Raw genomic sequence first — 24,732 nt, forward strand, 5'->3', positions numbered from 1 at the left:
AAACAAAAAAATGTGCAGGCTACGACACTTCTTTACATCATTTTAGCGGTTTTATTTAGTGTTTTTGTTGGTTTTTTTCAGTATTTCTATAAAGTTAAAAATGCGCCTAAAATCAACATTCTTCTTTTTATTTTAAGAACATTAAGTGTTTTTTTATTATTGTTATTGCTTATTAATCCGAAGATTAAAAACACTAGGACAGAAAACACCAAACCAGTTTTATCAGTTTTGGTTGATAATTCACTATCTGCTCAGTTTTTTAAAGAAGAAGCTCAGATTAAACAACTTGTTGAGGAGTTTAAAAGGAACTTCAAATTGAACGATAAATTTGATGTGAATTTCTTTTCCTTCGGAAAAAACATTCAGGTTTTAGATAGTTTGCACTTTGATGAAGGGCAAACCAATATTGCGAAAGCTATACAATCCGTAAATGATTTATACAAAAATCAACTTTCGGCAACGGTTTTAATTTCTGACGGAAACCAAACCATTGGAAACGATTATGAGTTTACCAATTCAAAACAAGCGGTTTTTCCTTTGGTGATTGGAGATACAGCACAATATCAAGATATCAAAATTTCTCAACTCAACGTTAATAAATACAGTTATATTAAAAATAAATTTCCCGTAGAAGCTTTAGTGGTTTATGATGGAAAAGAGGCGGTTTCGTCTGTCTTTACTATCACCAAAGATGGAAAAAAAGTGTTTTCAAAACGAGTTTCACTTTCTCCAGAAAACAATTCAACTACGGTTTCTGCTAATTTAACATCTGATGCAGAAGGATTACATTATTATTCGGCAAGTATTTCAAGGCTGGAAAATGAAAAAAACACAAAGAATAACTACAAGAATTTTTCGGTAGAAGTTATTGATGAGCAGACCAAAGTGTTGGTGTTGGCGTCTGTTTTACATCCAGATTTGGGAGCGTTTAAAAAAGCTATAGAAAGCAATCAACAACGACAAGTTGAAATTGTTCAAATCAATAAATTCGAAGGAAATTTGAATGACTATCAATTGGTAATTTTTTATCAGCCTAATTCTTATTTTAGAAACGATTTTCAACAACGAACATCCAATTTTTTATTGGTAACTGGAACAAAAACGGATTGGAATTTTGTAAATTCCTTGAATCTAGGAATTAAAAAATCAGCAATCAACCAATCAGAAAATTACAGAGCAACATACAATGCTCAATTCTTAACTTTCTTGCAAAAAGATATTGGTTTTGGAAGCTTTCCTCCGTTAAGAGATAAGTTTGGTTCGGTAAGTTTTGATGAAAATCAACCATTAGCGTATCAGAGAATAGGAAACATTTCTACTGAAGAACCTTTAATTTCCACTTTTGAAAAAGGAGAGAGTAAGTTTGCGGTGATATTAGGAGAAGACATTTGGAAATGGCGAGCGGCAAGCTATTTAAAAGAAAATTCGTTTCAAGAGTTTGATGAGTTTCTTGGAAATTTTGTTCAATATTTAGCGTCGAATAAAAAGAGAAATCGATTAGAGGTGAATTTTGATAACTTGTATTTGGCAAATCAACCTATCCAACTTTCAGCGTTGTATTTAGATCAGAATTATCAGTTTGATAATAGGGCTTCGTTGCAAATAAGCATTTTGAATTCAGAAACTAAAGAAAGAAAAATCTATCCGTTTTCATTGGTAAATAACGCATATCAAGTGAATGTTGAGGGGTTACCGGCTGGAGATTATTCTTACAAAGTAACTGTTGAAGGACAAACGATTAATAAATCAGGTAGATTTAAAATTTCAGATTATCAAATAGAAGAACAATTTACAAGAGCTAATACGCAAAAATTAGAAAAGCTCGCAAATAATTCAGGAGGAAAACGTTTTTATAAAACAGAGCAACAGCAGCTGATTAATGTTCTGGTAAATGATAAAAACTATTATACTACTCAGAAATCTATTGATAAAGAAGAAAACTTGATAAACTGGAAATGGATTTTATTCTTAATTGCTGGTTTGTTAACTATTGAGTGGTTTACACGCAAATATTTTGGAAAAATATGATGGAAATAGAACACTTTTTTCAATGTCCGTATTGTTGGGAGCAAATCTCAATGATTTTGGATGCAAGTGCTTCTCAAACCTATATAGAAGACTGTGAGGTATGTTGTAATCCGATACAAATTACTACAGTTTTTCAGCAAAATGAATTAATAACTTTTGAAGCAAAAAGTATAGAACAATGATGAGATTTCACACTAGAAAATGGGTAAAACCTGAAGATTTAAACGCAAATGGAACTTTATTTGGAGGTAGATTGTTACAATGGATTGATGAAGAAGTAGCTTTATATGCTATTATTCAGCTAGAAATACCCAAAACAGTAACTAAGTTTATGTCAGAAATAGATTTTGTGAGTTCTGCTAAACAAGGAGATATCATAGAAATTGGAATTGAAGTGATTAAATTTGGAAGAACATCTATCACTTTAAATTGTAAGGTTAGAAATAAATTAACACGTAAAGATATTATAAACATTGATAAAATTGTTATGGTAAGTTTAGATGCTGATGGAAATCCAATTCCTCATGGAAAAACAAAAGTTGAATATGTAAAAGATAGATTAGAAGACAAATAATGCATCTTTTTTAAATAATTAAGGTCTTGTTTAAAAAAACAATATGGGACACAATCACCACCACCATTCACACGATGCATCTACAGAGAATATCAAAACAGCATTCTTTTTAAATTTATTCTTTACTATTATTGAGTTTGTCGGCGGTTTTTTTACTAATAGTTTGGCTATTATGTCTGATGCTTTGCATGATTTAGGTGATAGCATCACCTTAGGAGCTTCTTGGTATTTTCAAAAACTTTCTACTAAAGAAGCTAATAAAAAATATTCCTATGGCTACAAACGATTTTCGTTGTTAGGAGCTATAATCAATTCAGTTATTTTAATTATTGGTTCTATTTTTATCATTAAAGAGGCTATACCAAGAATAACTAATCCGCAACAAGCAGATGCCAACGGTATGATGTGGCTTGCTATTTTAGGTGTTATAGTTAATGGTGTAGCCGTTTTTAAACTTCGTCAAGGGAATTCGATTAATGAACGTGTGGTTTCGTTGCATTTATTGGAAGATGTATTAGGTTGGATAGCCGTTTTAGTAGCCAGTATTGTAATGCAATTTTGGGATGTTCCCATATTAGATCCAATTCTTTCGTTACTTATTGCTCTTTTTGTGTTGTACAATGTGGTTCGAAATATGAAAGATAGTTTGCAAATCATACTTATGGCTACACCTAAAGAAGTTTCTATAGAAAATGTAAAAGAAAAATTGTTGATGTTTGATGGAGTAGTTGATGCTCATGATATAAAGTTATGGACATTAGATGGAGAATCTAACATTTTAACAGCGCATATAGTTGTTAGTGATGAAATACATATACCCAATAAAACAGAAACCCTTAAACAGAACATCAAACATAGTTTACTAGATAATTTTGGGGTAAAACATATAACGTTAGAGTTAGAGAGAAAAGAAGAAGACTGTGAATACAGAAATCAATAGTAAATTAACTGTATCTTTGAAAAAAACAGAAATCATAAAAAAATGGCAAGAAACCAATTAGACTTTAATTTTCCTAGGGGAGGAGTACTTTTAATTCCTATAGCAATTTTACTATTAATTTTTATTTCTAAATCTACAGAAACCATAAAATCTGGTCAAGCCGGGGTTTTGTATAAGACTTTTGGAGGCGGAGTAGCTGTTGATGAACCGCCAATGGGAGAAGGGTTTCATTTTGTAATGCCTTGGAATAAAGTGCATGTATATGAAATTCGTCAACAAGAATTATTTGAGCAAATGCAAGTGCTTTCTTCAAACGGATTAGAAATTCGTTTAGATGCTTCAGCATGGTATCAACCACAAGTAGAAAAATTAGGCTTATTACATCGTGAAAAAGGAGAAAATTACTTAGATAGAGTTATTAAACCTGCCATCCGTTCAGCAGCTCGTAGTGTTGTTGGGCGTTATACACCAGAGCAATTATATTCAAGTAAAAGAGATGTAATTCAAGATGAAATTTTTGTAGAAACTAAAAAGATTTTAGACAAACAATACATTCAGTTAAACGAAGTATTAGTACGTGATGTAGAGTTGCCACCAACTATTAAAGATGCTATTGAACGTAAATTAAAGCAAGAACAAGAAGCTTTAGAATATGAGTTTAGAATAGCAAAAGCAAAAAAAGAAGCAGAACGCCAAAAGATTGATGCTGAAGGAAAAGCAGCAGCAAATAAAATTTTAAGTGCTTCTTTAACAGATAAGATTTTACAAGAAAAAGGTATTGAGGCTACTTTAAAATTATCAGAATCATCTAACAGCAAAGTAGTTTTAATAGGTTCTGGTAAAAACGGAATGCCAATTATTTTAGGAAACCAATAAATGGTTTTCTTAAAGTATTGTTAAACAGAAAAATATTTGTAACAAATCAACTTAAAATCCGTCTATATAATAGATTACTTTCATTAAGAAAGTTAGTGATTAGTTAGTTTTTAATAGTTGATTGAAAAAAGGCTCGAGTTGGTAAATACTCGAGCCTTTTTGTTTTTATTGCAGTTTTCTTTCAAGTAAAGCCATATAAAATCCGTCAAAACCAGATTTATGTGCTAACACTTTTTCGTCTTTTACAAATTTAAAATCTTTACCAGCGTCTGAAGCTAAAAAGAACTCAACTTGTTGTTGATTTTCAGAGGGTAATACCGAACAAGTAGCATATACTAATTTTCCTCCTGGTTTAACCATTTTAGAATAGCTTTGTAATACTTCTTGTTGTACGTTTCTAATATTATCTAAAAACTCAGGTTCTAATTTCCATTTACTATCAGGGTTTCTTCTAATAACTCCCAAACCGGAACACGGAGCATCAATTAAAACTCTATCTGCTTTATCCTGTAGTTTTTTAATCACTTTGGTAGAGTCAATAACTCGAGTATCTACATTATGCACTCCATCTCTACGAGCACGAACTTTTAACTTCTTTAATTTACTTTCGTAAATATCCATAGCAATGATTTGCCCTTTGTTCTCCATTAGAGAGGCTAAGTGCAAGGTTTTTCCACCAGCACCAGCACAAGTATCAACTACTTTCATTCCTGGTTCAATATCTAAATAAGCAGCTACTAATTGAGATGATGCATCTTGTACTTCAAACAATCCTTTTTTAAAGGCTTCAGTTTTAAATACATTGGCACGTTCTACTAATTTTAAAGCATCTGGATAACCTTTTATAAATTCAGTATCAATACCTTCTGAAGCTAATTGCTTTTGTAGGTTTTCTTTGGTTGTATTTAAAGTATTGGTACGTAAAATAACTTCTGCTTGTTTGTTTAAAGCAGCGATCTCTTTCGTCCAAACATCTTCCCCTAATTCCTTAACACCTAATTCATCTATCCAATCAGGAATAGACTCTCTAAATTTTCTGATTTTAGAAAGTTCATCAAATTTCCCTTTAATTCTTCGTGTTGGAGTAGGTTCAATCTGGTTCCAATCGGGTAATTGAATTCCACGTAATACACACCAAACTGAAAATAAACGCCATAAATCCGGACGTGAGTACGGAGCTTTTACATTGGCAATCTCAGAGTATAAACGTTTCCAACGTACTATATCGTAAATAGTTTCTGCAACAAACTTTCTATCTCTGGCTCCCCAACGTTTGTCTCTTCGTAAAGCAGTTTCAACAGCTTTGTCTGCATACACTCCTTCATTAAATATATCTCGCAAACTGTCTATAACAGCATACGTTAAATTTCTATGTAATCTCATTGATTGAATTTAAGGCTACAAAGATAGCACGATTAATTGGCTTTTTGTATTTTCGTTTTCAATGAATTTAAACCAACCAGTTACATACATTAAAGGCGTTAGTGTAGCACGAGCTGAGTTGCTATATTCTGAACTCGGAATTAAGACTTGTAACGATCTGTTACACTTATTTCCTTTCAGATATATCGATAAAACACAGTTTTACACCATTAATCAGTTACAACAAAATACAGCTGAAGTTCAGATTGTAGGTAAAATTGTTGATGTAAAAACAGTTAAACAAAAAAGAGGAAGTAGGTTAGTGGCTACCTTTACAGATGCTACAGGAACGATGGAACTAGTATGGTTTAAAGGCGTAAAGTGGATAAAAGATAGCTTAAAATTGAATGTTCCGTATGTGATTTACGGAAAGTTAAATTGGTTTAATGGCACAGCAAATATGCCACATCCGGAGCTTGAATTAGTTTCTGAGTATAAAAAGAAGTTGCAAACAGCAATGCAACCTGTATATCCATCTACAGAAAAACTCACTAACAAAGGAATTTCTCAAAAGATCATGCGATCTATATTGCAAAATCTTTTGCAACAAGCTTATGGAAGTGTTGTAGAAACTTTTTCTAATGATTTTATGCAACAAAACCAGTTGTTGGGTAAAAAGGAATCCTTATTAAATATTCATTTTCCAAAAGATCAGGAATTACTGGCCAAAGCACAATACAGACTCAAATTTGAAGAGTTATTCTTTATTCAGTTGCAATTACTGATGAAAAAACTCATCAATAAAGCCAAAATTAAAGGATTTGTATTTGAGCAAGTAGGAGAGAACTTCAATAATTTCTACCAAAATCACTTACCTTTCGATCTGACCAATGCGCAAAAACGAGTTTTAAAAGAAATTAGAAAAGATGTAAGTACGGGTGCGCATATGAACCGATTATTACAAGGTGATGTAGGTTCGGGAAAAACCATTGTGGCGTTACTAACGATGTTGTTGGCCATTGATAACGGATTCCAAGCTACGATTATGGCACCTACCGAGATTTTAGCAACACAACATTATAACGGAATTGCAGAATTATTAGAAGGAACAGATATTAAAATTGAATTGCTTACGGGCTCTACTAAAACCAAAAAAAGAAGAGAAATTCACGAAAGTTTGGAGGACGGTAGCTTGCATATACTCATAGGTACGCACGCTATTTTAGAAGATAAAGTACAGTTCAATAATTTAGGAATTGCCATTATTGATGAACAACACCGATTTGGAGTAGCGCAACGAAGAAAATTATGGGAGAAGAGTAGCCCATCCTCAGAAGGAGGGGCTATCCCTCCACATATTTTGGTGATGACAGCAACTCCAATTCCGCGTACCTTGGCAATGTCTGTGTATGGAGATTTAGATATTTCTATAATTGATGAATTACCTCCGGGAAGAAAAGATATAAAAACGGTACATCGTTATGATAGTAACCGATTAGCTGTTTTTAAGTTTTTAAAAGATGAAATTGATAAAGGTCGTCAAGTATATGTGGTATATCCACTAATTCAGGAGTCGGAGGCAATGGATTATAAAGATTTGATGGATGGTTACGAGAGTATTTCACGCGAATTTCCATCACCCAAATATCAAATCAGTATCGTGCATGGTAAAATGAAACCTGTAGATAAAGACTACGAAATGGACAGGTTTGTAAAAGGTGAAACTCAAATTATGGTTGCCACTACTGTTATTGAAGTAGGTGTAAATGTTCCAAATGCGTCGGTTATGGTTATAGAAAGTGCAGAACGTTTTGGGTTGAGTCAGTTACACCAGTTGCGTGGTAGAGTAGGGCGTGGAGCAGAACAGAGCTATTGTATTTTATTAACCAGTTATGAATTGTCATCAGATGCAAAAACGCGTTTAAAAACCATGGTTGATACCTCAGACGGATTTAAAATTGCAGAAGTAGACTTAAAACTTCGTGGTCCGGGAAATATTATGGGAACGCAACAAAGTGGTGTGTTAAATCTAAAAATTGCCGATGTAGTGAAAGACAGTCCTATTTTATACAAAGCACGTCAAACCGCTATTCAGTTATTGAATGATGATCCTGAGTTATCAAAACCTCAAAATGCACCAATTTTAAAACGCTTTAGTTTGTTGCAAAAAAGAAGCGGAATTTGGAGTAATATTAGTTAACAACCAAGACTAAATAGTATAAAATGGAAAATATTGAAATTAGAAAGGTAGTACCAAACGAAATAGATCAATTACAAAAAATAGGCATACAAACTTTTTTAGAAGCTTTTTCTTCGGAAAACAGTGAGGAGAATATGAACTCGTATTTGGAGAAAAGTTTTTCTACTCAAAAATTAAAGACCGAATTAAAAGATAAAAATTCTGAATTTTATTTTGCGTTAGAAAATAAGACTGTGGTTGGCTACTTAAAAATTAATTTAGGTCAATCACAAACAGAAATAAAAGAAGAAAATGCTATTGAAATTGAACGTATATATGTGCTAAAAGAATTTTACGGGAAAAAAATAGGACAATTGCTTTTTGAAAAAGCAATGGAAATTTCAAGGCAAAAAAAGGTAGATTATATTTGGTTGGGAGTTTGGGAAGAAAATTTGAGAGCCATTCATTTTTACCAGAAAAATGGGTTTGTTGTCTTTGACAAACATATCTTTAAATTAGGGGATGATATACAAACCGACCTAATGATGAAATTATTATTAAAAGAATAAAATATAATTATAACTGCAGGTTCTTTTTCCTGGTAATTAACAACTGTAATTCCTGTAGATTTCTGTTTACAATGTAGTGAAATTTATGTAGTTTTGATTCAAGTTTATTATAAGTCAATTAGATTTGTCATTCCCGCAAAAGCGGGAATCTTTTTATGTAGTTTATCTATTTTAGATTCCTGCATACGCAGGAATGACATTCAAAATGAACATTACAATGCTTTTATAAAAATAATTTAGTTTGTCACAACACTTCATCGACGTTATATTACCTATTCCTTTACAAAAAACGTTTACCTATTCGGTAACCGAAGCTGAGGCTAATTTCTTGCAAAAAGGAATGCGTGTTGCGGTAGAATTTGGTAAATCGAAGATCTATACAGCTTTGGTTTTCAATATTCATCAAAAAGCTCCTGAGTTGTATGAAGCAAAGGATATTCATCAAATTTTAGATGAACAGCCTATCGTAAACGAACAACAACTCAAGCATTGGCAGTGGATTGCTAATTATTACATGTGTTCGTTAGGAGACGTTTACAGAGCAGCGTTACCGTCTGCATTTTTGTTAGAAAGTGAAACTGTTTTGTATAAAAACAATGCGTTTTCTGATGAAAGTGTATTAAACGATGAAGAATTCTTGATTTTTGAGGCATTGCATCATCATTCGCAATTAACGGTGCATCAAGTAGCAGATATTTTAGGTAAGAAAAAAGTACTTCCTATTATCAATGAATTGCTACATAAGTCGGTAATTGAAATCAAGGAAGAGATCTATGAAACCTATAAACCAAAGTTGGTTAAATACGTTCGATTGCATCCGCAGTACGAAAATGAAGAAGCATTGCAATTATTGTTAGATGAACTTTCAAGAGCCAAAAAGCAACGCGATGCAGTTTTAACCTTTTTTCAGTTAAAATCGATCAAAAAACCGATAAAAGCGAAAGATTTAGAGCAAAAATCGGGAGTTTCGAGTCAGATTTTAAAAGCATTGGTTGATAAAAATATCTTTGAATTTTACCATTTACAAACGGATAGAATTCATTTTAAAGGTGAAACCAACGGGTTAAAACAGTTAAATGAACATCAGCAACAAGCTTCAGAAGAGATCAAACAAAGCTTTGAACAACATGATATTACGTTATTACACGGAGTAACGAGTTCGGGTAAAACAGAGGTGTATACCAAGTTAATACTGGAAACCATTGAAAGTGGTAAGCAAGTACTGTTTTTATTGCCAGAAATAGCGTTAACTACGCAAATCATCACACGTTTACAAGCGTATTTTGGGAATAGTATTTCAGTATTCCACTCTAAATATTCCATTAATGAACGCGTGGAAGTGTGGAATAATGTATTGGATAACAAACCTAAGGCACAAATTATTTTAGGGGCACGTTCCTCTATCTTTTTACCATTTTCAAATTTGGGATTGATAGTGGTAGATGAAGAGCATGAATCATCTTATAAGCAATACGAACCTTCACCACGCTATAATGCACGTGATGCTGCTGTTGTGCTAGGTAAATTACACAAAGCAAAAGTGTTGTTGGGTTCTGCAACTCCGTCTATTGAAAGTATGTTCAATGCTACGCAACAAAAATACGTATTGGTAGAATTAAAGCGTCGCCACGGTAATATTCAATTACCAAAAATTGAGCTGATAGATATTAAGGAGAAACATAGAAAAAAGGAAATGACGGGTCATTTTTCGGATAGGATGTTACAGCTTATTAATGAAGCGTTGGAGGAGAAAGAACAGGTGATTTTATTTCAAAACCGTCGTGGATTTTCACCAATTGTAGAGTGTACAACTTGCGGAACGTCGCCTCAATGTCCGAATTGTGATGTGAGTTTAACCTATCATAAATTCCGAAGTGAATTAAAATGTCATTATTGTCATTACCAACGTGCAATGCCTACGAGTTGTGGTGCTTGTGGAAATTCAACACTAGATACCAAGGGTTTTGGAACTGAGCAAATTGAGTTAGAACTCAAAGAGTTATTTCCAAATTACAATATCGGTCGTATGGATTCCGATACCACACGTGGTAAGTTTGGGTATCAAAAGATCATTGAAGCTTTTGAAACGCAGGAAATTGATGTTTTGGTGGGTACACAAATGCTGTCTAAAGGATTAGATTTTGATAACGTTTCTTTAGTTGGAATATTAAATGCCGATTCCATGCTTAATTTCCCTGATTTTAGAGCGCACGAACGTGCTTTTCAACTCATGGTACAAGTATCGGGTAGAGCAGGACGTACCAAAAAACAAGGTCAGGTAGCTATTCAAAGTTTTAATCCGTATCATCAAATTTTGCAACAAGTTTCGACCAACAACTACGATGAAATGTATAAAGAACAGTTGCAAGATCGTTGGCAATACCATTATCCACCGTATTACCGTTTGATAAAAATTACCTTAAAACACCGCGATTATACTAAGGTTGATATGGGTATTAATTGGTTAGCAAAAGCATTGCAAAATGTGTTTGGTGAAAATGTTTTGGGTCCTACCGCACCAGCAGTAAGTAGAATTAGAAATCAGTATATCAAAAACTTAATGATTAAAATTCCGCCAAAGCAATCGTTAGGGAAAACCAAAGAAGAACTGCAAAAAATTAAAAATACGTTTGAAGCGGTAAAAGATTTTAGACCTATCCGCTTTATTATTGATGTGGATGCGTATTAACTTTCGTTACTTCGAGAATTATTAAAATCATTTTTTTTTGATTTCTTAAGATTCTTCGACATCGCTCATAATGACAGCCCATTATTAAATTAATTCTGTCAATTCGAGTGAATTTGTATCGAGCATAAGAATTATATAGAAGTAGTTCTAACTACTATTTTTTATTCCCGATGTCATGAAAATCACTCAAACTGACAAAAAAAACACGTTTATTTCAAGATTTTAATGGGTTTTTTATCTTGATCTATAGCTACGAAAGTAAATTCACCGCTAACTGCTTTTTCTCTGTCATCAGAATACATTTGTTCGATAAAAATATTTACACGTACTTTTAAACTTGTATTGCCCAAATACGTTACTTTGCCAAATAATTCTACTAAGGTTCCGGCAGGAATTGGCTTTTTAAAATCTATTCTGTCGCTACTAACAGTAACCATGCGTTGTCTGCTAAATCGTGTGGCAGTAATAAACGCTACTTCATCCATAAGTTGCATAGCAGTTCCACCAAATAAGGTATCATAATGGTTGGTTGTGTTTGGGAATACAGCTTTAAAAACACGTGTTTGTGATTGCTCAATACGCTCTTCTACAGTCATTTTATTTTAACTTTTTATAATTATGTAATTGATAAGAAGTTCAATACAATATTTCAACTTTGCTGAAATAAAAAGTTAAGAAAGAGTGTGTTTTACAACAAACGACAAGACATAGGTATCCTATGTAAATTTGTATAAAAAAGTATCTAACTTATAGCTTTAGATCGCGAAAGCAAAGTTATTAAGAATAGGCAGGTCTCCTGACTTGTAACAATTTTATCGTCCTTCCCATATAAAAAAAACAGTGGAACACAAGGATAAAATCTTAAAGTTACTTACAGTTGCGCGACAGTTCTGGATTTACACCAGATTCCCTTTTAATACACAGTTAAGTACAACCTTTTCTTTTTAATGAAATTAAAGAAAGAACTTTAAAGTGTAATATTACTTATTTTCTGATTTAGAAGCTACAGTTTCTTTAATTTTTTACATTTAATCAAGTAGAAAGGAAAGTTTTCAGTTACTTCTTGAATTTCAAACAAACCTACTTTTTCAAACTCTTTTTTTACAGATTCCTTGTTATAAAAATACATTTTAACGCCTTTATGTATTTCATAACGATCTTTACTAATAAATTTTCCTTTGCCATAGGTTGGTGCATCTACGGTAATAGCAGTAAAGATCATATAACCATTTGTAGTTAGCTGATTGTAACAATTTTTAATAAGTTTTTGTCGCTCTTTGCTATTTAACAAATGGATTAACGCATAACAGAAAATACCATCGTATTGATTGTTATCAAAAGGCATGTCGGTAACAGAACCATGATGAATAACCATATCTGTTCCGTAGTGTTTTTTAGCCATTTCTATGGCAGTTTTTGATATTTCTATACCGGTTACGCTTATTCCGTTATCTTTAAAAACTTGTGCATTTCTTCCATAACCAATTCCGGGAATAAGGATGTTTTTAATTCCTTTTTCTATAAAAAAATCTTTAATAATCATAGCCGATTGTGAAGGTTTAAAACCCCACATTTCTTGTTTTTCTATAAAATTATCTTCCCAAAATTCTCTCAAAACATTATTCACTTTTACACAGTTTATCTTCAAGAATATCACAGAGAAACCCTAATTCTTTTACCAAAGAAATTATGTGTTGATTATTAATTGCAGTGCCTTCAACCCTGAGAATTGTATGGCCACATGGATAAGGAAATTCCGTTTCACTTAAATCAAAATCAATTTTTATATGAGGTGAATTTTTTTCTAGGATTTCAATAATTTTTTCAGCTTGAAATTCATTTTCAATATTTGTAGTAAAAACTTCTATCATACTATTTTTAAAATTGCTCATCTGTTAGTTCTTTATTTACCATAGCGCCAGCTACATTACCGCCAAATACTGCATTGGCAACTGAGCGCATTAATGTAGTGTTGTCTCCACAAGCATAAATACCATGAATAGTAGTTTGTTGAAATTCATTGATTTTAATATGGCCACTCTCTGTAAGTTCACAACCTAATTTCTGAGGAATAGTACAATGTTGACTGAACGGAACATGTGCATACATAGCATCTAGAGTTAATTTTTCACCATTTGTTAAGATTACATTTGTTAAATATCCATTTGTATGTTCTATTTCAGTAATCTCCTCTTCTTGAATTTTAATATGGTGTTTGTTTAATTTTGAAATTTGTTCAGTATTAAAATCTGCTTTTCCTTGTGTAAATAAAGTACTATGTTTGGTAAGATTGTTAACTAAAGAAGCCATATGAATTGCATGATCTCCATTGGACATAATGCCTGTTTTCTTTCCATGAAATTCATATCCGTGGCAATAAGGGCAATGAATTACTGAGATGCCCCAACATTCAGAAAAACCTTTAATATCTGGCATTATATCTTTGATACCTGTGGCAAAAATTAATTTTTTGCTATAAAAGATATCTCCAGACTCAGTTTCAATTTTAAAACCGGCATTGTTTTTCTTCCCATTTACAGCAATACCATCATAAAAATGCACAGTTTTGTATTTTTTAACTTGTTTTTTGGCAATGGTTGAAATTTCTTTGGGAGTTTTACCATCTTGCGTTAAAAAGTTATGGGAATGTGGCGTTTGCCTATTGCATGGTTTTCCGCTGTCAATAACAAGTACATTTCGTAAAGATCTTCCTAAAATTAATGCTGATGAGAGTCCAGCATAGCTTCCTCCAATGATAATTACATCAAAAATATTGATAGCTTTCATGTTGTATTAGTTAATAAATTAAACAAAGGAGTAGGAGATAATCAAGCTCAAAAGCCAACGTTTCTTTTAATTATAATCCTTTCCTTGACAAATTTACTATAATTTCTTATTATTGCAACAATATCGCAATAAATTATTGCGAATAATTTGCATTAACAAATGAAACGAAGGAATACACCAACAAAAGAAGCAGTATTAGATTTACTTTTAAGGTCAGGAAAAGCAATGAGTCAGGATGCAATTCAAGAAAGAATTGATATTGATATTAACAGAGCTACTATTTACAGAATTTTAAATAGATTTTGTGAAGATGGTGTGCTTCATAAAATTGTTGCTGAGGATGGTAAACAATATTTTGCTTTGTGTGTAAAATGTGATGAAAGCAAAAAACCTTTGCATCATTTTCACTTTCGTTGTACACAGTGTGATACTATTGAATGCCTACCAATTCCTGTTATTTTTTCTATAGATACTGCATACAGTGTTGAGACCGTTAACTGCGTTTTAACGGGTACGTGTAAAGAGTGTTCATAGTTTACAATAATTTGGATAAATGTATGCGATGCTGAAACAAGTTCAGCATGACGAGTTATTTGAGTTAAAAAATGGCGTATATCCTAACTCTTCAAGTGTCATTGGGTTTACAATTTTAATTCTTCTAATAATTCAATTTTATTTAAAAAATAATCCAACTTTAAATCACCACCACTTCTTCTTCCTCTTATGCTTTCAAGTAAATGAAGTAAATCAATATCTTTAGTTTTATTTATTATTGAGTTAATAAGTAGTTTGTTTTTTCCATTTTCATCACTTTCATATAATTTTGATTTATGGTAATAACCAGAATTTAATGAATTGTTATAAAAGTTCAGTAAATAAGCTTCTAATAACATTAGCATTCTTTCATTATCATTATTTAATTTATTTCCTACTATTTCAAAAAGTCTATCTTGTAGTTGTTGAATAGTAAGACTTTGTGTTTTCAAATTATTGTATAAGTCAGTTTTTTTTATTTTTAAGAAGGTTAAAAATAAATATACAAGAGGGAAGACGAAGTGATTTTCTCCGAATGTTCTTAAAGATATTTTAGCAAGTGTAAATATTTTCTCTTGTTCTCTTAAAGAAATCTCAGAATTAGAAAATAAAATATCGCATATTTTTAAAAAATCAGTTTTGTCATATTTCAGCTCACTGTATTTTATTCTTTCAGGAGAATTAAAAAACTCATCAAAATCAAAAAACTCATATAAATATCTTTGAAAAACTCCTGATTCTGGTTTAGGAATTGAATATTCTAAGTCAATAAACCTTCTTAAGTATTCTTCAGCATCTAATTTATCACTACCATAAACTCCTCTTACAGCATTTCCAAGTTGTATTTTATCAATTGATAAAATAAAAACTATGTTTGGAACTGAAAAGAAATGTTTAATCTGCTCCAAAATAGACACAGCATAATCAGGCCTACACCTATCTAATTCATCAATTATAAAAACTAAAGGCTTTCCTTTATTTGTATTTGCAATAAACTCTGAAAGACTATTACGGAATTCTGAAATATTCTTTTTCTTTTTAGAATATTCATTAACATTATTTTCAAAAACATCGGTTAGTCCTTTTGTAACTCCTATGATTGCATCTTTAACACCTTCTGTATCAATGTATTTATCAGCAATTGCTTTAGCTACTATAGGAGCGATATGTTTAGTTAATGCTGATGCCTTTTTCAAAGTAGATTTAAATTCCGGTTCAGTTGATTTTGTGGTTAATGTTTTTAATTCACCCATTAAAGCTATCAACGGATTGTTCTCAAAATCATTTTCCCAGGCATTGAAATATACTGTTTGATAGCCTTTGTTTTTTAAGTCTTGTTCCCACATTTTTACAAATGTGGTTTTTCCAGTTCCCCATTTATTATTTATAGCAAGTACAAATCCGTAGGAATATGAGTTTATGATGTTAGTTAAAATTTGAGCATATTTTTTTCTATCCAATCTACAATTTGCAAATGGATCTTCAACTAATATTTCAAGTTCATTATGTTTTATATTCATGAGTTTGGTTTTTCTTTTAGCTAATTTTTAAATATTTTTAGTTTAGATAATAAATATTGTTGGATATAGATAGACAACTTTTCTTTTAAATAAATATATAAAAAAAGCCTAGTGAAACTCACTAGGCTTTGTATCAACTTATTAACAAGTTATTTACTTTTTTGGGTGTACCAATTTCATTTCTTTAATTAAACGTTTGGCACCTGCATATTTATCGGTAATAAATAATACATAACGGATGTCTACCATAATGTTTCTACAAATTGCAGGGTCGTAGTTCATATCGCTCATAGTTCCTTCCCAAACACGGTCAAAATTCAAACCAATTAAGTTTCCGTGTGCATCAATAGCAGGACTCCCTGAGTTTCCACCCGTAGTATGGTTGGTTCCTAAGAAACACACCGGCATTTTACCATTGCTATCAGCATACTCACCAAAATCTTGTGCATAGTATAAATCCAACAACTTTTTAGGTACATCAAACTCATAATCTCCCGGTACGTACTTTTCAACCACACCGTCTAAATAACTTACGTGGTTGTAATATACCGCATCGCGTGGCGAGTATCCTTTTACTTTACCGTAGGTAACACGTAAGGTACTGTTAGCATCCGGGAAGTAACGTGCATCGGGCACTGCTTCCATTTGTGCTTTCATATACTTTTTTTGTAAGGCTAAAATTGGTTCGTTCTTTTCTTGGTATTCTTTGTTTATGCTCGTGTAAAACTCTTCGATAAACGGTTTTGCATAGGTATAGGCTTTGTCGTTGTTTAGTTTAGCAACAGCTTCATCCGCAGAACCTTCTAACAAGGCTAAAGCGCTGTCTAAATTGGTAAATGCAGTGTGGTTGTAAATAGAAGCATCTACATTTTTGCTGTATAGTGGCATTACTGCTTCGTACACGCCTTTGTCAACATTTACATCATAGTTTTTATGAATTCCTTTTAATCTGCCTACCAAAGAAGCTTTTGCTGCTTCAAGCTTAGAGGCGTCGCTTTTTACTGCTTGTTCAAACTGATACGCTCTATAAGTCATTTGCATCAACTCGTTGGTAACAATAAATACTTCAATAAAATTTCTACGTTTAATATTGATAGGAGCGAAGTCTTTATATAATTTATCAAACTCAGGAAGTATATTTTTATAGTCGGCAGGTAATCCTTTTTTATCAATTGCTTCGGTGAATTTTGCTTCAAAAGCTTTACGCTTTTCAATAGCATTACTCTTTTTGATACCTAAGTTTTCACCAATCCATTTTTTCCAAGCATTGGCAATACGTGCTTGCTTAGAAGCGTATTTAATACGAACCGCATCATTAGCTTTCATATTGGCATCAATTACTTTTAAAGCTGCTTCACGAATAGCAATGTTGGTTGGGTTAAATTCTTCGGTAATATGCTCAATAGCCACCGCAGGTAAATATTCGTTGGTTCTACCCGGGAAACCAAAAACCATCGTAAAATCATCTTCTTGCACACCGTCTATCGAAATAGGTAAGTAGTGCTTTGGCTTATACGGTTTGTTATCTTTGCTGTATTTAGCAGGACGGTTATTCTTATCCGCATAAATACGGAATAACGAGAAATCTCCTGTATGACGAGGGAAAACCCAGTTATCGGTATCACTACCAAATTTACCAATGCTGGTTGGTGGTGCACCTACTAAACGAACGTCTTCAAACTTTTCGGTAACAAATAAAAAATACTGATTTCCTTTGTAAAACGGACGTACCTTAGTTAATTGCCAATCTTCTTTTTGCACATTTTTTTGAATCTGATTAATGTTTTTATCGATGGTAGATTGTCTTGTGCGTGCATCCATAGCGTCTGTAACACCTTGTAATGCTTGCATAGTAACATCGTCAATACGCACGATAAATTCTACATACAAGTCCTCGTTTGGTAACTCGTCTTTAAAATCTTTAGCCCAAAAACCATCTTTTAAATAATCATTCTCTAAAGTTGAATGCGATTGAATTTGACCAAAACCACAGTGGTGATTGGTTAAGATTAAACCTTTTTTAGAAATTACTTCGCTGGTACACCCGCCGTTAAAATGCCCAATAGCGTCTTTTAAGCTCGATTTGTTAACGTTGTAAATGTCATCGGCAGTTAATTTGCTTCCTAAAGAAGTCATTTCTTGCTCGTTCATTCCTTTTAATAATGAAGGAATCCACATTCCACCTTGTTGTGCAGTAAGTGTACATGTGATAAGAAATGCAAATAATAGGTTTAATTTTCTCATTGGTTGTTTGTGTTAAAATGTTCTCGATACAATTTTCCTCATACTTCTGAAAATCACTCGAACTGATATTATTGTTGTCACATCAAGTACCAGACTGAAAAGAGGTTGTATCGAGATGTTATAGTGTTGTTTAAAACTATGGCTAAAATACTATCTTTACCTTTGAATAAAAAACAAAATCAATGAAGTTCGAAAAGGAATATGACCTAATTTGTGTAGGTGGCGGAATTATGAGTGCCAATTTAGCATTGATGGCTAAAATTTTAAATCCGGATATTAAAATATTGATTTTAGAGCGCTTACCAGAAGTTGCTTTAGAAAGTTCTGCTGCTTGGAATAATGCGGGAACAGGACATTCTGCGTTATGTGAATTGAATTATTGTCCGGAAAATGAAGATGGGAGTATTGACATTTCAAAAGCAGTTAAAATTTGTCAGCAATTTGAAATTTCAAAGCAATTTTGGAGCTATTTAGTAGAGGAGAGATTGATTGAAAATCCGCAAGATTTTGTAATGCCTGTAAAACATCATAGTTGGGTATTAGGAGAAGAAAATAGTGATTATTTAGAAAGACGATACCGTGCTTTTAAGAATCATTTTATGTTTGATTCTATTGAATATACACAAGACAAACAGAAAATGGCAGAATGGTTTCCTTTGATTATGCACGATCGTTCTGAAGAAGAGCCTATGGCAGCATCGCGAATAGATAGGGGAACGGAGGTAAACTATGGTGTGCTGACTAAAAAGTTGTTTCAAATTTTAGAGGAAAAGTATGATACTCCTGTACATTGTAACTGTGAGGTGTTAGATATTGATCCAGATCCAGAAATTGAATGGACAGTTGAATTTAAAGATAGTAAAACTGATAAAGTGTATGATGTGGATGCGGAGCATGTGTTTATTGGAGCAGGAGGAGGAAGTTTATTGTTACTGCAAAAGGTTGAAATTGAAGAAAAAGAAGGATATGGAGGTTTTCCTGTAAGTGGAGAATGGTTAGTGTGTAATAATGATGAAATTATTCAACAGCACAACGCAAAAGTATATTCAAAAGCAGGAATTGGTGACCCGCCAATGTCAACGCCGCATCTAGATACACGTTATATTGATGGGAAACGTCAGTTAATATTTGGTCCGTTTGCAGGATTTAGCCCAAAGTTTTTAAAAGAAGGTTCTAATCTAGATTTGGTGAAATCTATCCAATTTGATAATATTTCACCTATGTTGGGAGCTTTTTGGCATAATTTACCCTTAACTAAGTACTTGGTTGAGCAGGTAATAATGAGTAAAGAAGACCGAATGAAATCCCTTAGAAAATTTGTTAAGGATGCTAAAAGTGAAGATTGGGATATTATGGTTGCGGGTCAGCGTGTTCAAATCATTAAAAAAGATGAATATGAAGGAGGGAAGTTGCAATTTGGTACCGAAGTAATTACTAGTAGAGATGGAAGTATTACTTGTTTGTTAGGAGCATCACCAGGAGCTTCTACAGCAACAGCAATTATGCTAGAAGTGCTAGAAAAAGCATTTCCTGAGTTGTTATTTTCTGATAAAGGAGAAAAAAGTCTACAAAAAATAGTCCCTTTCTACAAAAAGAAACTTTCAGCAGAGATTTTTAAAAAGGAAGTTTTAAGAACTAAAAACAAATTAAAATTATAGAATTAAAAATTAATTGATTGTAATTTTTTTTGTATATTTAACTACAGGATATGAGTGATAATTTAATAGTTCGTTTCATTATTACTTATAATCCCGTTATCATAATATATATGATATATAAAGCCTCTAATGTGAAAAGTTAGGGGCTTTCTATATTTTATATAGTTTGTAAAAAGGTTTTTACTTTATCTTAGAAATAAATTGATTATTAGTATTTTAAATTATTGCTTAAATTTTATTAATAATTAAAAATTCGCTATCTATATATTGTAAAAATCTAAAAATCAATCACATATTGTTTTTTTTCTTTACAATTATGAAATTAGATTGTATTTTCACTAAAAAAAAGTGATATGATTGTAGGTGTACCAAAAGAAATTAAAAACAACGAGAGTAGAGTTGGTATGACCCCAGCTGGGGTATTTGAGCTAACAAAAAGAAATCATAAAGTTTTTGTACAATCTTCGGCAGGAGAAGGAAGCGGTTTTACAGATGAAGACTATAAAGAAGTTGGAGCAGAAGTTTTACTCACAATTAAAGATGTGTATGATGTTGCAGAAATGATTGTTAAAGTGAAAGAACCCATTGAAGAAGAATATGAGTTAATTCAACCAAATCAAATTTTATTTACATATTTTCATTTTGCATCTAGTGAAAAACTGACGCTAGCCATGTTAAAAAGTAAAGCTGTTTGCATTGCTTATGAAACAGTTGAAGATGAAGAGGGAACATTGCCTTTACTAACGCCAATGTCTGAAGTAGCAGGACGAATGGCTATTCAGCAAGGAGCAAAGTATCTTGAAAAGCCAATTAAAGGTAGGGGAATTTTGTTGGGCGGAGTTCCTGGAGTATCTCCTGGAAAAGTTTTGATTTTAGGAGCAGGAGTTGTAGGTGTACAAGCAGCAAAAATGGCAGCAGGATTAGGAGCTCATGTTACTATAATGGATGTTAACATGAAAAGACTTCGATATGTTAATGATGTGTTGCCAAATCATGTGGTAACAGATTTTTCTTCAGAATACAGTATTAGAAAACACATAAAAACTCATGACTTGATTATTGGAGGAGTTTTGCTTAAGGGAGCCAAAGCACCAAAACTGATAACCAGAGAAATGCTCAAAGATATGAGGTCTGGAACTGTAATTGTTGATGTTGCAGTAGATCAAGGCGGATGTATAGAAACTACAAAACCAACAACACATGAAAATCCAACATATATTATTGATGATGTTGTACATTATTGTGTAGCTAATATGCCAGGTGCAGTTCCATATACGTCAACTATAGCACTTACAAATGTTACATTGCCTTTTGTTTTGAAAATTGTTGAAAACGGATGGCAAAAAGCTTGTGAGCAAGACAAGGCTTTAGCAAAAGGATTAAATATTGTTAAAGGAGAAATTGTTTACAAAGAAATTGCAGAAACGTTTAATTTGGTTACAAATTAATTTTTTCTTCCCACTCTCGTCTTAAATCGTTAGATAATTTGCCTGTTCCGTCATGTTTCCATCCCGGAGGTTTTATAAAATATTTTAATCGATTAAAAAATGAAGTTTTAGAAGTAAAAGCATCTTTAAACATATTTCCCCATTCTATAAAAGCAACTTTTACTGGGTTGTAGGTTTCAATATTAGTTACTAATCCATAAACTGGTTTTTCAACTTCTGGCTCAAATGTACCAAACATTCTATCCCAAATAATAAAGATACCCGCATGATTTCTATCTAAATATTGTGGATTTGTTGCATGATGTACTCTATGATGAGATGGAGTATTAAAGATATACTCAAACCAACGAGGCATTTTATCAATTAATTCGGTATGAATCCAGTATTGGTATAGTAAACTAATAGACATTTGCATAAGAACCATAACAGGATGAAAACCTATAATGATTAGAGGTAACCAAAAAATAAAAGTATAAAAACCACCTGTCCAAGTTTGACGTAAAGCAGTACTTAAATTATATTTTTGTGAAGAATGATGTACTACATGACTAGCCCAAAACAATCTACTTTCATGAGCAATTCTATGATTCCAATAGTAAGCTAAATCTTCTAAAAACAATAATAACATCCATGTCCACCATTCAAAACCGATGGTAAAGATTCTAAATTTATATAAAAATAAAAATGCACCTAAAATAATACCTTTGGTAAGTAAGCTAACAAATACATTACCCAATCCCATAGCTATAGATGTTCTAGCGTCTTTTATTTCATAATCTTCCATTTTTATTTTTACAGTCAATATAGCTTCTATTATGACTGTAATTACAAAAAAAGGAATTGCGTAATGAATTAAATTAGGTAGCTCAGGGATTTCCATATAAATAATTTATTTGATGTAAAATTAATGAAAATATAATTTTACGTCAAATTTTTTAAGCTATTAATGGAAAATGTTAGTTTTTTAAAATTTATATGTGATGTAGCTTTTTAGATAAAAAGGAGTTCCTGGAGTAAAATGAATTTCCTCTACACTTTCTGTTTCGTTCTCTAATCTTGATTCTGTTGCAAATTGAGTTTCATTCCAATCAGAATTAAATAGGTTATTAATAGTAATTCCCACATCAAAATTTTTCCATTTTTTACCGAAGTTGAAATCTGTTATAAAATACCCTTTGGCAACAATAGAATTATCTTCATTAGCAGGTCTAGATTTTAAGTATCTGTAATTCAATCCACCATAAAATCCATTTTCATTCAATAAATTCAGTCCACCAGTTATTGTTAAATCTGGAGCTAACGGAATATAATCGTTACCTTTTTCTTCGTCAATAGCACGAGCATAGGTATAGTTAATATTGTTATTAAAGAACAACCAATCGTTAATATGATAACGAATACCAAAATCTATTCCTTTTCTAATGGTTTTTCCACTTGGTTCTACAATTCCGGCATCTCCAACATACACAAATTCCTGATCTAAATATAAATACCAAGCAGCAGTATTTATAATTAAATTAGAGTTAGGAGACCATATAAACCCAAGGTCTGCACCGTAAGATGCTGGCAAAATTTTAGTGCCATTTTGAGAAATAACTCCTCTTGTATCATTAGAATGAAAACCTTTACCCGATTTTAAGTATAACTGTAAATTTTTAGACTGATTGTAAAGAATATTTAGTTTCGGACTTATAATTGATTTTTGCTCCTGTTTATTTGTATAGTTTTCAGATAGTAAATCGTTATAAATAAATTTAAAATGATCTAAGCGTAACGCAGGATTTATAACCCATTTGTTTATTTTAAATTCGGCATTTACATAACCAAAGAAATTCGTTTCATCAATATTTCCTAGTTGAATTTGGTTCAAAGTTGTTTTTCTGTTTAGAGTATGTGATAATTCGTTTGCGTTACTTTTATCACGTCTATATCCAATAGCAGTTTGTGTAGAAATTTGAGTGTTTTTATAATTATATCTTTTATTAATCTCAGATAAAAAGCCAAAGATATCTCGAGATTCTTGCTGTTTTATTTGATCTCCATTTACAGGATCTTCTAAAAAGAAAGTAAAGTTAGAGTACAACTCAAAGTTGTATTTAGAATAATATATGCGATTCTTAATTAAGGTGTTAGAACTTAGTTGTTTATCATAATTCAATAAAAAATTACTTCTACTAGTCAATCCACCTTCCGTATCATCAATAGCTCCAAACCTGTCAATAGATCCATTATCAACTGCTCTTTGAGGTATTTGTCCAGATGCATCCCAACTACTGGTAAAATGAGAAAGAGTAAAAGCCAACTTATCATTTTCGTTTAGTTGAGTTTTATATTTTCCAAAAATGTTAAAGCGATTAAAATTTTGTGGGCTATCAAATGGTCCGTCAGTCATTAAAAGTTCAGAAGCAATATACGCTGAGTTGTTTGCCTCATTTAATAAATTGAATATCCCTAAAAAACGACTTGTGTTAAACTGTCCCATTTCTACTTTTACAGAACTATCTTTTACATAATCTTTGGTGGCAAAAGATACATGACCAGCCGTGGAAAAATTTCCTTGATTAGCATAATAAGAACCTTTTCCGAAATTTATTTTTTGAACAGTTTCAGGTATTAAAAAATGTAAATCGGCATATCCTTGACCATGAGCGTGAGAAACCATGTTTACAGGTATTCCGTCTACATCAATAGCAATATCAGTACCATGATCAAGATCAAATCCTCTTAAAAATAATTGTTCTGCTTTTCCGCCACCGGCATGTTGACCAATAATTAAACCAGGAACTTTGCGTAAAATTTCTTGAGAAGAATTTACAGGATTTACCTCTAAATCTATGTTGGTAAATAAATTTAAAGCATTAATAGTTGGGTTTATAACAATCTCAGGAATTTTAATCTCTCTTTCTGTAAGATAAATCTTTAACGAATCTTGTATATTATTTACAGTAATGTTTTTAGGTTGGTAACTAACATGGCTAATACTTAAGATATCATTTTCAGAAATATTTGAAATAATAAAAAAACCATTAGCATCCGTATGAACATGATTTCCTGTTTTTTGATGCAAAATATATGCTTCTTGAATAGGTTTTTCTTCAGAGTTTAAAACAATGCCTTTAATAGATTGGCTAAAAGTAGTATGAAAAATTGTAAATAATAAAATGAGAGAAAAGAATGGCTTCATTGTAAATTTTAATAATTTGTAATGCAAACATATTTGTTTTTTATCAGGAAAAACATTTCATAGTATAATAAATTTTACGTTAAATGATTTTTAATAGAATAAAGTTGTATATTTGCAGGCTTAAAATTAAATTTATTAAT

General features: G+C 32.0%; 20 protein-coding genes and 1 riboswitch. Of the genes, 11 read left to right on the forward strand and 9 right to left on the reverse strand.

The features are described 5' to 3' along the window. Window positions 1-12 precede the first annotated feature (12 nt). The 5 genes from SLH33_RS01265 to SLH33_RS01285 are packed head-to-tail and all read left to right on the forward strand — an operon-like array spanning window position 13 to window position 4,418. Window positions 13-2,028 (forward strand): VWA domain-containing protein, encoded by a 2,016-nt coding sequence (locus SLH33_RS01265; RefSeq protein ID WP_320417246.1) that lies wholly within the window; start codon window positions 13-15, stop codon window positions 2,026-2,028. Then, window positions 2,025-2,210: a CPXCG motif-containing cysteine-rich protein gene (locus SLH33_RS01270; protein ID WP_413818249.1), complete on the forward strand. Its 186-nt coding sequence runs from the start codon at window positions 2,025-2,027 to the stop codon at window positions 2,208-2,210. Before SLH33_RS01265 ends, SLH33_RS01270 begins: the two co-directional genes overlap by 4 nt. Next, the gene (locus tag SLH33_RS01275) at window positions 2,210-2,602 is read left to right on the forward strand and encodes an acyl-CoA thioesterase (protein ID WP_320417557.1); all 393 of its coding nucleotides are present in this window, start codon (window positions 2,210-2,212) and stop codon (window positions 2,600-2,602) included. Before SLH33_RS01270 ends, SLH33_RS01275 begins: the two co-directional genes overlap by 1 nt. Before the next feature lie 43 nt (window positions 2,603-2,645). Continuing rightward, window positions 2,646-3,542, forward strand: a complete 897-nt coding sequence (locus SLH33_RS01280; protein WP_320417247.1) for a cation diffusion facilitator family transporter — start codon at window positions 2,646-2,648, stop codon at window positions 3,540-3,542. A 42-nt stretch (window positions 3,543-3,584) separates the two neighbouring features. Beyond that, window positions 3,585-4,418 carry a prohibitin family protein gene (locus SLH33_RS01285; RefSeq protein WP_320417248.1) on the forward strand — a complete coding sequence of 278 codons (834 nt, stop codon included), beginning with the start codon at window positions 3,585-3,587 and terminating at the stop codon, window positions 4,416-4,418. A 165-nt stretch (window positions 4,419-4,583) separates the two neighbouring features. Here SLH33_RS01285 and SLH33_RS01290 read toward each other — a convergent pair whose 3' ends face one another. After that, window positions 4,584-5,801 (reverse strand): RsmB/NOP family class I SAM-dependent RNA methyltransferase, encoded by a 1,218-nt coding sequence (locus tag SLH33_RS01290; RefSeq protein WP_320417249.1) that lies wholly within the window; start codon window positions 5,799-5,801, stop codon window positions 4,584-4,586. Window positions 5,802-5,862: 61 nt separating this feature from the next. On the opposite strand from SLH33_RS01290, the gene recG reads away from it, so the two are divergent. The 3 genes from recG (at window position 5,863) to priA (ending at window position 11,217) form a co-directional block, all read left to right on the forward strand. After that, on the forward strand, window positions 5,863-7,980 hold the full coding sequence (gene recG, locus SLH33_RS01295) for an ATP-dependent DNA helicase RecG (RefSeq protein WP_320417250.1): 2,118 nt from the start codon (window positions 5,863-5,865) through the stop codon (window positions 7,978-7,980). A 23-nt stretch (window positions 7,981-8,003) separates the two neighbouring features. Continuing rightward, window positions 8,004-8,528 (forward strand): GNAT family N-acetyltransferase, encoded by a 525-nt coding sequence (locus SLH33_RS01300; RefSeq protein WP_320417251.1) that lies wholly within the window; start codon window positions 8,004-8,006, stop codon window positions 8,526-8,528. A gap of 241 nt (window positions 8,529-8,769) precedes the next feature. Then, on the forward strand, window positions 8,770-11,217 hold the full coding sequence (gene priA / locus SLH33_RS01305; protein ID WP_320417252.1) for a primosomal protein N': 2,448 nt from the start codon (window positions 8,770-8,772) through the stop codon (window positions 11,215-11,217). A gap of 209 nt (window positions 11,218-11,426) precedes the next feature. Here priA and SLH33_RS01310 read toward each other — a convergent pair whose 3' ends face one another. The 4 genes from SLH33_RS01310 to SLH33_RS01325 form a co-directional block, all read right to left on the reverse strand. After that, window positions 11,427-11,813, reverse strand: a complete 387-nt coding sequence (locus SLH33_RS01310) for an acyl-CoA thioesterase (RefSeq protein ID WP_320417253.1) — start codon at window positions 11,811-11,813, stop codon at window positions 11,427-11,429. Between the two features lie 172 nt (window positions 11,814-11,985). Next, window positions 11,986-12,171, reverse strand: a riboswitch (cobalamin riboswitch). Between the two features lie 49 nt (window positions 12,172-12,220). Continuing rightward, window positions 12,221-12,844, reverse strand: coding sequence for a class I SAM-dependent methyltransferase (locus SLH33_RS01315; protein WP_320417254.1), 624 nt, complete (start codon window positions 12,842-12,844; stop codon window positions 12,221-12,223). Further along, window positions 12,837-13,109 carry a hypothetical protein gene (locus tag SLH33_RS01320; protein WP_320417255.1) on the reverse strand — a complete coding sequence of 91 codons (273 nt, stop codon included), beginning with the start codon at window positions 13,107-13,109 and terminating at the stop codon, window positions 12,837-12,839. The genes SLH33_RS01315 and SLH33_RS01320 overlap by 8 nt, the downstream gene beginning before the upstream one ends. Further along, the gene (locus SLH33_RS01325) at window positions 13,096-14,004 is read right to left on the reverse strand and encodes an NAD(P)/FAD-dependent oxidoreductase (RefSeq protein WP_320417256.1); all 909 of its coding nucleotides are present in this window, start codon (window positions 14,002-14,004) and stop codon (window positions 13,096-13,098) included. Before SLH33_RS01325 ends, SLH33_RS01320 begins: the two co-directional genes overlap by 14 nt. A 159-nt stretch (window positions 14,005-14,163) precedes the next feature. Between SLH33_RS01325 and SLH33_RS01330 the strand changes: the two genes are divergently transcribed. Beyond that, window positions 14,164-14,538 carry a Fur family transcriptional regulator gene (locus SLH33_RS01330; protein ID WP_320417257.1) on the forward strand — a complete coding sequence of 125 codons (375 nt, stop codon included), beginning with the start codon at window positions 14,164-14,166 and terminating at the stop codon, window positions 14,536-14,538. A 107-nt stretch (window positions 14,539-14,645) separates the two neighbouring features. Here SLH33_RS01330 and SLH33_RS01335 read toward each other — a convergent pair whose 3' ends face one another. Together SLH33_RS01335 and SLH33_RS01340 are read right to left on the reverse strand one after the other, a co-directional pair. After that, window positions 14,646-16,058: a P-loop NTPase fold protein gene (locus SLH33_RS01335; protein ID WP_320417258.1), complete on the reverse strand. Its 1,413-nt coding sequence runs from the start codon at window positions 16,056-16,058 to the stop codon at window positions 14,646-14,648. Window positions 16,059-16,211: 153 nt separating this feature from the next. Beyond that, a complete protein-coding gene (locus tag SLH33_RS01340; RefSeq protein ID WP_320417259.1) occupies window positions 16,212-18,302 on the reverse strand; it encodes a S46 family peptidase in 2,091 nt (696 codons plus the stop codon). A gap of 182 nt (window positions 18,303-18,484) precedes the next feature. Between SLH33_RS01340 and mqo the strand changes: the two genes are divergently transcribed. Both mqo and ald read left to right on the forward strand, forming a co-directional pair. Next, window positions 18,485-19,960, forward strand: coding sequence for a malate dehydrogenase (quinone) (gene mqo, locus SLH33_RS01345; protein WP_320417260.1), 1,476 nt, complete (start codon window positions 18,485-18,487; stop codon window positions 19,958-19,960). 353 nt (window positions 19,961-20,313) lie between these two features. Continuing rightward, window positions 20,314-21,408, forward strand: a complete 1,095-nt coding sequence (gene ald, locus SLH33_RS01350; RefSeq protein ID WP_320417261.1) for an alanine dehydrogenase — start codon at window positions 20,314-20,316, stop codon at window positions 21,406-21,408. Here the strand turns inward: ald and SLH33_RS01355 are convergent. Both SLH33_RS01355 and SLH33_RS01360 read right to left on the reverse strand, forming a co-directional pair. Continuing rightward, a complete protein-coding gene (locus SLH33_RS01355; RefSeq protein ID WP_320417262.1) occupies window positions 21,398-22,288 on the reverse strand; it encodes a sterol desaturase family protein in 891 nt (296 codons plus the stop codon). The two genes, ald and SLH33_RS01355, sit on opposite strands and share 11 nt — an antisense overlap. A gap of 84 nt (window positions 22,289-22,372) precedes the next feature. Then, window positions 22,373-24,592, reverse strand: coding sequence for a TonB-dependent receptor (locus tag SLH33_RS01360; protein ID WP_320417263.1), 2,220 nt, complete (start codon window positions 24,590-24,592; stop codon window positions 22,373-22,375). Window positions 24,593-24,732 lie beyond the last annotated feature (140 nt).

Source organism: Tenacibaculum sp. IB213877, assembly GCF_034043975.1.
Taxonomy (GTDB): domain Bacteria; phylum Bacteroidota; class Bacteroidia; order Flavobacteriales; family Flavobacteriaceae; genus Polaribacter.

What these genes read in the sequence shown, in the direction of transcription:
- SLH33_RS01330 (WP_320417257.1), top strand. Translation starts at nt 14,164, where the DNA reads ATGAAACGAAGGAATACACCAACAAAAGAAGCAGTATTAGATTTACTT.
- ald (WP_320417261.1), top strand. Translation starts at nt 20,314, where the DNA reads ATGATTGTAGGTGTACCAAAAGAAATTAAAAACAACGAGAGTAGAGTT.
- SLH33_RS01320 (WP_320417255.1), bottom strand. Translation starts at nt 13,109, where the DNA reads ATGAGCAATTTTAAAAATAGTATGATAGAAGTTTTTACTACAAATATT.
- SLH33_RS01280 (WP_320417247.1), top strand. Translation starts at nt 2,646, where the DNA reads ATGGGACACAATCACCACCACCATTCACACGATGCATCTACAGAGAAT.
- SLH33_RS01270 (WP_413818249.1), top strand. Translation starts at nt 2,025, where the DNA reads ATGATGGAAATAGAACACTTTTTTCAATGTCCGTATTGTTGGGAGCAA.
- SLH33_RS01285 (WP_320417248.1), top strand. Translation starts at nt 3,585, where the DNA reads ATGGCAAGAAACCAATTAGACTTTAATTTTCCTAGGGGAGGAGTACTT.
- SLH33_RS01310 (WP_320417253.1), bottom strand. Translation starts at nt 11,813, where the DNA reads ATGACTGTAGAAGAGCGTATTGAGCAATCACAAACACGTGTTTTTAAA.
- SLH33_RS01360 (WP_320417263.1), bottom strand. Translation starts at nt 24,592, where the DNA reads ATGAAGCCATTCTTTTCTCTCATTTTATTATTTACAATTTTTCATACT.
- mqo (WP_320417260.1), top strand. Translation starts at nt 18,485, where the DNA reads ATGAAGTTCGAAAAGGAATATGACCTAATTTGTGTAGGTGGCGGAATT.
- SLH33_RS01290 (WP_320417249.1), bottom strand. Translation starts at nt 5,801, where the DNA reads ATGAGATTACATAGAAATTTAACGTATGCTGTTATAGACAGTTTGCGA.
- SLH33_RS01300 (WP_320417251.1), top strand. Translation starts at nt 8,004, where the DNA reads ATGGAAAATATTGAAATTAGAAAGGTAGTACCAAACGAAATAGATCAA.
- SLH33_RS01275 (WP_320417557.1), top strand. Translation starts at nt 2,210, where the DNA reads ATGAGATTTCACACTAGAAAATGGGTAAAACCTGAAGATTTAAACGCA.
- SLH33_RS01355 (WP_320417262.1), bottom strand. Translation starts at nt 22,288, where the DNA reads ATGGAAATCCCTGAGCTACCTAATTTAATTCATTACGCAATTCCTTTT.
- recG (WP_320417250.1), top strand. Translation starts at nt 5,863, where the DNA reads ATGAATTTAAACCAACCAGTTACATACATTAAAGGCGTTAGTGTAGCA.
- SLH33_RS01325 (WP_320417256.1), bottom strand. Translation starts at nt 14,004, where the DNA reads ATGAAAGCTATCAATATTTTTGATGTAATTATCATTGGAGGAAGCTAT.
- SLH33_RS01340 (WP_320417259.1), bottom strand. Translation starts at nt 18,302, where the DNA reads ATGAGAAAATTAAACCTATTATTTGCATTTCTTATCACATGTACACTT.
- SLH33_RS01335 (WP_320417258.1), bottom strand. Translation starts at nt 16,058, where the DNA reads ATGAATATAAAACATAATGAACTTGAAATATTAGTTGAAGATCCATTT.